The organism is Thiobacillus sp. 65-1402 (assembly GCF_001897685.1).
In the GTDB taxonomy this organism is placed as follows: domain Bacteria; phylum Pseudomonadota; class Gammaproteobacteria; order Burkholderiales; family Thiobacillaceae; genus Thiobacillus.
Window position 1 is genome coordinate 1 of sequence record NZ_MKUG01000125.1, and the last position, 7,680, is coordinate 7,680.

Annotated in this window: 7 protein-coding genes, 1 tRNA gene and 1 rRNA gene; 4 read left to right on the forward strand and 5 right to left on the reverse strand. The window is 63.3% G+C overall.

Features of this window, described 5'->3' with window-relative positions; all coding sequences use genetic code 11:
* Positions 1-1,253, reverse strand: a 1,253-nt coding sequence (locus tag BGO62_RS10120; RefSeq protein WP_296641972.1) for a DHH family phosphoesterase, incomplete at its 3' end; no start/stop codon positions are given.
* 103 nt (positions 1,254-1,356) lie between these two features.
* Here BGO62_RS10120 and BGO62_RS10125 point away from each other — a divergent pair.
* Together BGO62_RS10125 and BGO62_RS10130 are read left to right on the forward strand one after the other, a co-directional pair.
* The gene (locus tag BGO62_RS10125) at positions 1,357-2,820 is read left to right on the forward strand and encodes a 2Fe-2S iron-sulfur cluster-binding protein (protein ID WP_296641973.1); all 1,464 of its coding nucleotides are present in this window, start codon (positions 1,357-1,359) and stop codon (positions 2,818-2,820) included.
* A gap of 140 nt (positions 2,821-2,960) precedes the next feature.
* Positions 2,961-3,410, forward strand: coding sequence for a hypothetical protein (locus tag BGO62_RS10130; RefSeq protein ID WP_296641974.1), 450 nt, complete (start codon positions 2,961-2,963; stop codon positions 3,408-3,410).
* On the opposite strand, the gene BGO62_RS10135 is transcribed toward BGO62_RS10130, so the two are convergent.
* The 4 genes from BGO62_RS10135 to BGO62_RS10150 all read right to left on the reverse strand — a co-directional run bounded on the left by BGO62_RS10135 (position 3,392) and on the right by BGO62_RS10150 (position 6,459).
* Entirely contained in the window at positions 3,392-3,667 is a 276-nt protein-coding gene (locus BGO62_RS10135; RefSeq protein WP_296641975.1) for a hypothetical protein, read from the reverse strand. The genes BGO62_RS10130 and BGO62_RS10135 overlap by 19 nt on opposite strands.
* 56 nt (positions 3,668-3,723) lie before the next feature.
* A complete protein-coding gene (locus BGO62_RS10140) occupies positions 3,724-4,626 on the reverse strand; it encodes a hypothetical protein (RefSeq protein WP_296641976.1) in 903 nt (300 codons plus the stop codon).
* Positions 4,626-5,198, reverse strand: coding sequence for a LemA family protein (locus tag BGO62_RS10145; protein WP_296641978.1), 573 nt, complete (start codon positions 5,196-5,198; stop codon positions 4,626-4,628). Before BGO62_RS10145 ends, BGO62_RS10140 begins: the two co-directional genes overlap by 1 nt.
* Before the next feature lie 67 nt (positions 5,199-5,265).
* A complete protein-coding gene (locus BGO62_RS10150) occupies positions 5,266-6,459 on the reverse strand; it encodes an iron-containing alcohol dehydrogenase (RefSeq protein WP_296641980.1) in 1,194 nt (397 codons plus the stop codon).
* Between the two features lie 270 nt (positions 6,460-6,729).
* Here BGO62_RS10150 and BGO62_RS10155 point away from each other — a divergent pair.
* Both BGO62_RS10155 and BGO62_RS10160 read left to right on the forward strand, forming a co-directional pair.
* Positions 6,730-6,806, forward strand: a tRNA-Met gene (locus BGO62_RS10155).
* Positions 6,807-7,052: 246 nt separating this feature from the next.
* Positions 7,053-7,680, forward strand: a 16S ribosomal RNA gene (locus tag BGO62_RS10160); the annotation flags it as partial.

A 7,680-nucleotide genomic window follows, 5' to 3' on the forward strand; every position in this document is an offset into this window, starting at 1 on the left:
CGCTTGTCGATCAGGTCGAGCGCGTCGCGCAGGTGCAGGCCGGGGATGGAGCGCCCGGAGCCCTTGAGTTCGCCGCTGTCGCTGGATGCGAATACGACAGTGGGGCGGTGGAACTTGTCCTTCAGGCGCGATGCCAGGATGCCGATCACGCCGACGTGCCAGTCGGGCTGATACGCGGTGAGGCTGTGGCTGTCGTCGGGGTTGAAGGTGGCGAGGATGGCGAGCGCCTCCTCCAGCATGCCAGCCTCGACGTCGCGCCGGGCGCGGTTGAGTTCGTCGAGCCGCTGCGCCAGCTGCTGCGCTGCAGCGGGGTCGTCGGCCAGCAGGCATTCGATGCCGAGCGCCATGTCGTCGATGCGCCCGGCGGCGTTCAGCCGCGGGCCGAGCATGAAGCCGAGGTCGAACACGGTGGCGCGCGCGGGGTCGCGCGCGGCGGCGCGAAACAGCGCGTTGATGCCGGCGCTGGCCTTGCCGGCGCGCATCCGTGCCAGGCCTTGCTCGACCAGGATGCGGTTGTTGGCATCGAGCTTCACCACGTCGGCAACGGTGCCGAGCGCGACCAGGTCGAGCAGGCTGCGCAGATCCGGTTCGGGCCGGTTTGCATACATCCCGCGCTGGCGCAGTTCGGCGCGCAGCGCCAGCAGCACGTAGAACATCACCCCCACCCCGGCCAGGTTTTTCGACGCGAAACCGCAGCCCGGCTGGTTGGGGTTGACGATGCAGGCGGCATCCGGCAGGGCGTCGCCGGGCAGGTGGTGGTCGGTGACCAGCACCGGGATGCCGAGCGCGTTCGCCGCCGCCACGCCGTCGACCGCGGCGATGCCGTTGTCTACCGTGAGCAGCAGATCGGGCCGGCGCTTGTCCCCGAATGGGGGCTCGGCGGCGAGCCTGACGATGTCGGGGGTGAGGCCGTAGCCGTGTTCGAGCCGGTTGGGCACCAGATACTCGACGCGCGCGCCGAGCATGGTGAGGCCGCGCACGCCGACGGCGCAGGCGGTGGCGCCGTCGGCGTCGTAGTCGGCGACGATGAGCAGGCGCTTGTTGTCGCGGATGGCATCGGCCAGCAGCGCGGCGGCGCGCTCGACGTGCAGCAGCCCGGCAGGCGGCAGCAGTTGCGGCAGGCGGTGCGCGATCTGCTCGGGATGGGTGACGCCGCGTGCGGCATACAGGCGTGCCCAGGCGGGCGCGAGGCCGGCCTGCTCGAGTGCGGTGCGGGCATCGGCGGGACAGGGGCGGGTGGAGATGACAGGCATGATGCGATTGTATGGTCAGAAGCGTCCGCCCGATGGGATCGCGGATTCAGAATCCGGTGAATTGCCGATTCTGTATATCGGGCGCTCGCGGTACCATCACGGCATGAGCCATTTACTTCCGCTATCCCGGGTGGTCAAGCTGGTTGGGCAGCCGCGTCATGCGCTGCAGGAAATGATCCGCAGCGGCACGCTGGCGACATTCGACGGCATGGTCGAGCTCGACGAGCTGCTGCGTGCGTTTCCCGAGGTGAAGTGGGACGACGATGCGGAGTTTCGCCGGGTTGCGGAAATCAAGGACAAGGCGTTTGCCAGGCGGGTGCGCGATCTCGTGTTGCCGGACAAGGAGGTGCTGGCGGCACGCTTGAACGAACTGGGCGCCGATTACGCGGCGGCCAAGTCCCTGCTGCAGCATTACGGCAACGTGATGGTCTGGCTGGACGAGAAGATCGACGAAATCGAAGAAGACAAAAGCGCCGAGACGCGCCACGCGCTGCACACCCTGCGCGCGTTTCTGCTGCGCAATCTGGCCGAAATGCCGCCGGATGCGGTGCTGGCGCAGGCGGCGATTGCACAGGAAAGGATACTTAAAGTCATGTCAGCCCACGTCACCATCCAGCCAAGCGGCCACGAATTCTTCGTGGAGGGCAACGACACGCTGCTCGATGCCGCGCTGCGCAACGGGGTTTCGCTCAGCTACGGCTGCAGCAACGGCAACTGCGGCGACTGCAGGGCGCGGCTGGTGTCGGGCGAGGTGAAAAAAGTCCGCGCGCATGATTATGTGCTGAAGCAGGCCGACAAGGATGCCGGGGCGATCCTGCTGTGCGCCTATGCGCCGGTGAACGACGTGGTGATCGAGGCCAATGTGGCAGGCGCGCACGACATTCAGATGCAGCGGCTCGGCGCCAAGGTCAAGTCGGTGGAAATGTTCAATTCGCAGATGGCCGCGCTGCATGTCCTGACGCCGCGCAGCCAGCGCCTGCGGTATCTCGGCGGGCAAAGCATCGAGGTGTCGATCGATGGCGTGCGCGGACGCTACGCCATTGCCAGCTGCCCGTGCGAAGACCGCAACATCGAACTGCAGATTCCGCACCGTCCCGGCGATGCGTTCGCCGAGGCCGTGTTCACCACTCTGAAAGCCGGCGATGCGGTGGCGCTGGAAGGGCCGTTCGGCGAGTTCGTGCTGGACGAGGATTCGCCGCGGCCGGCGATTTTCCTCGCCTTCGGCGTAGGCTTCGCGCCGATCAAGAGCCTGATCCAGCACGCCATGTCGCTGGAGCTGGTCGAATCGATGGACCTGCACTGGCTGGCCGACGCAGCCGGGCATTACCAGGACAACCTGTGCCGCACCTGGGCCGATGCGCTGGACAATTTCAACTACGTGCCGCACGCGGCGACCGACGAGCTGGAAGCTGTGCTGAAAGGCATCGTGGTGGATTATCCCGATCTGCATCGCTTCGACGTCTATGCGGCGGGCACCGCGGCGCAGTTGGAACTGGCGCGCGCGCATTTCGTGCGCCAGGGCTTGCCGGAGGTGCGCTGGTTTGCAGGGGCGACGGATATTTATTGAGCCGGCGCGGATGAGCGCGAAGGCACCGACGGCGCGGCCGTTCCGCATGGCTTCCCGATCCGGGTCCGGGCGGGTTCGGTGAACAGCCGAACGGGGCGGCTGGCGGGCCGGCATTCGCGTTCTGGAATGCGGATTCAGTAATGCTGCGGATCCTGCTTTATCTGTGGGCCTTGCCGGTGACGCTGCTTGGCATGCTGGTTGCGCTGATCGCGCGCAGCAGCGGCGGTGTGCTGCATCGGGTCGACGGCGTGCTGGAGGCCGCCGGCGGCTGGCCGGCGCGGGTGCTGCAGCGCGGTTTCCCTTTCAGCGGATCGGTTGCCGCGATGACCCTGGGGCATGTGGTGGTCGGGGTGTCGCTGGCAGCCTTGACTGCGACCCGGGCCCACGAGCGGGCGCATGTCAGGCAGTTCGAACGCTGGGGAATATTGCTGCTGGTGTTGTATCCGCTGGCCGGCTTGCTCGCCTGGGCGCGCGGCGGCAACCCTTACCGCGACAATCCGTTTGAACGCGAGGCGCGGGCGGCGGAGTGCGCTGCGCGGAATGCCCTGGAACAGCCGGCCTCAGCCGGGACTCACTCCACCGGGCGGTGAGATTCATCGCCCGGGTCGCCGGTGTCGGGGTCGATCCAGTCCGAGATCCCCAGTTCATCCTCGGCTTCGGCCACGGTTTCGCCGGGCTCATAATCGCTGTCGGCGTTGTATTCCATATCCTGCACCGCTTCCAGCAGGCTGCCGAAGGGACCGTATTCTTCGCCGCTTTCGGCGTCGATCCAGTAGCAGCCGTCGGGTCGCTCGATGATGCGAGTGTGGTCGTAGTCGGCTGGCGTTTCGGGTATGGCATGTTTCATGATGCGTCCTCCGTGCCTTGACTATAGGGCGTGAAACCAGACGGGGCAAGCCGGGTTCAGGGCGCGCGCCCGATCAGCGCCAACCCCAGCAGCGCGGCCATCATCAGCGCCAGATGTGCCCAGCTCCACAGGCGGAAATGACGCACCAGCGAGCCGACCTCGCGGTTGGCGATGAAGAACGGACGGCCATGCGCCGGCTTGCGCATGAGGTGGATGCCGTCTTGCAGGCGGATGTCGAGATGGATGCGGTCGACTTCGTCGGATGCGGCCTGGCGTGCGCATTCCCATTCCGCCAGGCTGATTTCGCCGTCGCGATCGGCATCGAAACGCTCCAGCAGGGCGGTCTTGTCCTGCTTCCATTCGGCCAGCAGCGTGGCAAGATCCATTCTCTTGTCGAGCATGGCGTTGGGGCCGCCGAGGGTGACGTGCTCGCCGATGACGTAAATCGTCTCGCCTTCAATCAAGGTCCATTCGGTCTTGCGGTAGCCGCCCGACGTCGCAACCTGCTTGCGCGAGGTAAGGATTTCCGCGCCGTCGGGATCGACCAGCAGGCGGCCGCTGCCGTCGTCCACACCAAATGTGTCGTGCGACGCGCCGGATTCGACGTGTTCCCAGCGGTCGCCGTCTTTGCGTTCGATGCGATAGCGGTACCACAGGCAGGGCAGTCCGCTGACCGGGCTGACCAGGCCGACGCCCGGCGGCTGCCGGCCGCGGCCGACAAGCTCGATGTAGCCCTGCGGCGCCGAGGCGATGCGCGAGGTCGGCGTATCCGCCACCGTGCGATGGCGCTTGAGGTTGGCATACCACGCCCAACAGCTGGTCAGCCCGATCAGCACCAGGGTGATTTGCCAGCCGACACGCGATTGCAGCTTGAAGCCGAGCAGCAGAATGAGCAGGTTGCCGCCGCCCAGTAGGAGGTTGGCGTAGTCGTGCCGCGATTCTGGCGTCCAGCGAAACATCAGTTATTGAATAGCTGCTTGAGGTCGACGTCTTTCTTCTCCGCGGCCGCAAAGCGCAGCAGCGGAAACTGGCGGAAACCGAACAGGCGCGCGACGACGGTGTCGGGAAATTGCTCGACCCGCACGTTGTTGACGTTCACCGAATCGTTGTAGAACTCGCGGCGGTCGGCGATCGCGTTTTCCAAGCCGGTGATGCGCGCCTGCAGATGCTGGAAGGTTTGGTTGGTCTTCAGCTCAGGATAGGCCTCGGCGACGGCGAACAGGTTGCCGAGGCCGGTTCGCAGCGCATTTTCGGCTTGTCCCAGCGCGGCAATGTTGTGGGATTCACGCGCACTCGCCACCTGGTTGCGCGCCTGCATCACCTTTTCCAGCGTCTCCTGCTCGAACTGCATGTATTGCTTGCAGGTCTCGACTAGCTTGGGCAGTTCGTCGTGGCGCTGCTTGAGCAGGATGTCGATGTTAGCCCAGGCCTTGCCGACGTTGTGTTTCAGGGTGACCAGTTGATTGAAGACGAAGATGCCGAAGACGGCGAGCAGTGCGAATGCGATGAGAAGAAGCAGGCCGCCGGACATGATGCGCTCCAGAAAATTGGGTCGCAGAAATAGCGGATGAAGGGCGTTTAACTTGAGCGTGCCAGCATCAAATACGCGCCGCGAGGACGGCCGCGATTTCGCCGTCGTCGAGCCGGAGCGGGTTGGTTTTCATGCTGCTGCCGCGGCTGTCGGCGACGATGCGCGGGATATCCGCGTGCTGCACGCCGTAATGCGCCAGCGGCGGCAGCTTGAGTTCGCGCGTCCAGGCTTCCAGGATGTCGATCAGAGCGGCGTGCGACGCATCCCTTTCCAGTTTTCCCTGTTTGCTTAGCAGACGCCCCACCTGCGCGTATTTTTCCAGCGCCGGATGGGCGGGCTCGCGTGTGCGCAGGGCTTCGATATTGATGCGCGTGGCCGTCGCCACCAGCGTGCCGCATGCGACACCATGCGGAATCGGGAAAAACGCTCCCAGCGGCGCGGCTAGTCCATGTACCGAGCCGAGCCCGGCCTGCGCCAGCGTGATACCCGACACCAGCGCCGCATAGGCCATCCGCGCGCGCGCCGTCGCGTCGCCAGCATCGGCATGCAAAGCCAGCAGGCCGTCGCGCGCGGCTTTCATGCCGCCCCAGGCGAGCGAATCGGTCAAGGGCGAGGCACGGCTGGATACATAGGACTCCAGCAGCTGGGTGAAGGCATCCATGCCATTCGCCGCGATGACGGCGGGCGGGCAGGTGGCCAGCAGGTCCGGATCGACGAGCGCATATTCCGCCACCAGTTTCTCGTCGCGGAAGGATTTCTTGAAGCCCCCCACGCCCTGGCGGCTCAATACCGCATTCTTGGTCGCTTCCGAACCGGTGCCGGCGGTGGTCGGCACGGCAATGAATGGCGTGGCCGGACCGGCATAAGCGAGCTCGGGTCCCACCCCTTCCAGGTGATCCATGACCGAATTGCCGGGCTTGAGCAGGCCGGCAATCGCCTTGGCGGCATCCAGCGCGCTGCCGCCGCCGATTCCTATAACCACATCTATGGGCTCAGCCTGTAAGGCGCGCACGGCCTCGTCCACCATCTCGGGTGAGGGCTCGCCCGAGATGGTCAGATGGCGCCATGAAATGCCTTGCGCTTGCAGTCCGGTTGTCAGGTTTGCCCAGAACGGCGAATGCTTGAACGAGCCGGCGCCGGTCACGAGCAGAGCACAGGAACCATATCGGCGAGCTACTAACGGCAATCTGGCCAATACTCCAGAGCCGAACTCGATGCGCGGCAAACGCGACAGGGTGAAATCAGCGATGTACACAAGCATTTCTCGATAAACAGCGACGTTTGAATGGTAGCGGCTTAGGCGATGGGCTGTCTGCACAATAAAAGTGAGGATTTCCCGGTCATGCCACGCCTTATCTGGTTTCCCCTTGGGCTGCCCGAACGAGATGGATATTCTCAGTCGTTTGAAAACATTGGAAATATTGGATTCATGGCATGCTGGTTTGTTCGATGGGGTGTGTAAGTGTTGACGCGGTTGGGCGGGCTTTGCTATAGTTCCGCTTCTCGATTGACGCGGTTTCATTGCGACAGGCGCGGGGTGGAGCAGTCTGGCAGCTCGTCGGGCTCATAACCCGAAGGTCGTAGGTTCAAATCCTGCCCCCGCAACCATTTCGAAAATAAGTGTTGACGTTTTATGTAAACCACGTAGAATGCGCACCTCTCGAAACGGCAACGCAACGAAAGCCAAGCAGTTAAGAGATTGATCTTTAACAATTTACAGCCGATAGGTGTGGGTGTTGTTGCGGTAGTTGGATCGACTTTGGTTGGTCTGACAACTAGCATAAATGCTCACACTTTAATGAAGTAATTCATTTGAGTTGAGCGACTGAAGTATTAGTAGTAATTGCAGAGATTGAACTGAAGAGTTTGATCCTGGCTCAGATTGAACGCTGGCGGAATGCTTTACACATGCAAGTCGAACGGCAGCACGGGTGCTTGCACCTGGTGGCGAGTGGCGAACGGGTGAGTAATGCGTCGGAACGTACCGAGTAATGGGGGATAACGCGGCGAAAGTCGCGCTAATACCGCATACGCCCTGAGGGGGAAAGTGGGGGACCGCAAGGCCTCACGTTATTCGAGCGGCCGACGTCTGATTAGCTAGTTGGTGAGGTAATGGCTCACCAAGGCGACGATCAGTAGCGGGTCTGAGAGGATGATCCGCCACACTGGGACTGAGACACGGCCCAGACTCCTACGGGAGGCAGCAGTGGGGAATTTTGGACAATGGGGGAAACCCTGATCCAGCCATTCCGCGTGAGTGAAGAAGGCCTTCGGGTTGTAAAGCTCTTTCAGCTGGAACGAAACGGTACGCGCTAACATCGTGTGCTAATGACGGTACCAGCAGAAGAAGCACCGGCTAACTACGTGCCAGCAGCCGCGGTAATACGTAGGGTGCGAGCGTTAATCGGAATTACTGGGCGTAAAGCGTGCGCAGGCGGATTATTAAGCAAGACGTGAAAGCTCCGGGCTTAACCTGGGAATG

Excerpts from the sequence above, each read along its gene's own strand:
- BGO62_RS10150 (WP_296641980.1), bottom strand. The coding sequence starts at position 6,459 with ATGCTTGTGTACATCGCTGATTTCACCCTGTCGCGTTTGCCGCGCATC.
- BGO62_RS10145 (WP_296641978.1), bottom strand. The coding sequence starts at position 5,198 with ATGTCCGGCGGCCTGCTTCTTCTCATCGCATTCGCACTGCTCGCCGTC.
- BGO62_RS10125 (WP_296641973.1), top strand. The coding sequence starts at position 1,357 with ATGAGCCATTTACTTCCGCTATCCCGGGTGGTCAAGCTGGTTGGGCAG.
- BGO62_RS10135 (WP_296641975.1), bottom strand. The coding sequence starts at position 3,667 with ATGAAACATGCCATACCCGAAACGCCAGCCGACTACGACCACACTCGC.
- BGO62_RS10130 (WP_296641974.1), top strand. The coding sequence starts at position 2,961 with ATGCTGCGGATCCTGCTTTATCTGTGGGCCTTGCCGGTGACGCTGCTT.
- BGO62_RS10140 (WP_296641976.1), bottom strand. The coding sequence starts at position 4,626 with ATGTTTCGCTGGACGCCAGAATCGCGGCACGACTACGCCAACCTCCTA.